The sequence below is a fragment of the Planomonospora algeriensis genome (assembly GCF_977012225.1).
The window spans coordinates 1-782 of the sequence record NZ_CDRNDK010000988.1; the positions used below are offsets into that span (position 1 = coordinate 1).

At 66.1% G+C, this 782-nt stretch carries 1 protein-coding gene; it reads right to left on the minus strand.

Annotated elements, in window-relative coordinates:
• Positions 1-625: IS1634 family transposase (locus tag ACWJ6R_RS37375; protein WP_449066711.1), on the minus strand; the 625-nt coding region annotated here is incomplete at its 3' end.
• Between the last annotated feature and the right edge of the window lie 157 nt (positions 626-782).

Here is a 782-nt window from a genome sequence, read left to right on the forward strand (position 1 = left end):
CGGCTTCGTCGGCGTCTTCGGTCTCGAAGTAGGTCGAGGTGGTGTCGAAGAACAGCAGATCGACCTCGAGGTTGAGGAGGTTGGCGACCTGGTGGAACACCTCTTCCTCGAGCTTGGCGGAGATCTCGATCAGCCGGTCCATCGCCCGGTAGCAGGCATCGTCGCTGGTCGCGGGCAGGCCATCGATCGCCACGTCCTCGTTGACCCAGCGGGCCGCCGCGAGCTTGGAGCAGGGGGCCAGGGCCCGGTTGGCGACCAGCGCGAACAGCACCCGCTCCGCGGCCGGGTCGAGCCGGCGGCCCTTGAGCAGCCGTTTCATCACCTTGCCGATCTCCAACTGCCGCCAGAGGGCATCGAGCACCCAGGTGCCGCCCAGAGGCCGGGACTCGGTGAACGCCAGCCCGTCGGTCGCCGCCGACAAGGCGGCGTCGGGATCGAGGAACCGGGTGACCGAGGCGACCAGGCGCTGCAAGGCTTCCCGGTTCGCGGCATCCTCGCGGCCGAAGTTGTAGACGACCTGCACCTTCGACCGCTTCAACACCGGATCCCACACGTTGTGCGCGAGCTGCAGGTATCGGACTTCCGTCCCGTCCTTGTTCCGGCGAGGCGTCGACCGCAGGTACATGGACTAGACGATAACGCCATAGTCCTTGGCGGGACTAGGAAACGGCGAGCATGCGTGTATCTAGGCCGAATCGAGAACCCGACCAGTCCCCATCCTGCTGACCAGCACCTACACCCTCACCCGTGGCCCAGAACCCTGATTAGCTGCGGAACCCAGG